This is a genomic window from Crenobacter sp. CS_VA4 (genome assembly GCF_055597485.1).
On record NZ_JBVMAE010000089.1, the window covers coordinates 1 to 397 of the forward strand.

Below are 397 nucleotides of genomic sequence, written 5' to 3' on the forward strand. Positions count from 1 at the left end.
AGCGGGCGTTGACGACACGCCCCTTGCCCGGCAGCACCTTGTCCACGGCGGTCTTCATGTTGTCGTAGATGCCGCGATTGGGAACGCCACCCAGCATCTGGAACGCTCTCGTGTGGGCATCAAACAGCATCTCGTGACTCTGGCCGGGATAGGCCGCCAGGGCGAAGGCACGACTGGCGCAGAGCTTGAGATGGGCCAGCATGATCTTGCGATGGATACCGCCGATCAACAGCGACTCTTCACTCCAGTCAAACTGAAAGGCTTCGCCGAGTGCGAACTTGAGTGGGACGAAGGCCGACTTGGCCGACGGACTGGCCGTGTCCGCTCGCCATTTCCGAATGAAAGCGGTCACGCGGGAATAGGCCCCGGTGAAACCGGCTTGTTGAAGTTCCTGAAA

The 397-nt window shown here is 60.5% G+C and carries 1 protein-coding gene; it reads right to left on the minus strand.

Going from position 1 to position 397, the window contains the following annotated elements:
* A partial coding sequence (locus ACZ2IA_RS22825; protein WP_470294880.1) for an IS21 family transposase occupies positions 1 to 397 on the minus strand: 397 nt, incomplete at both ends.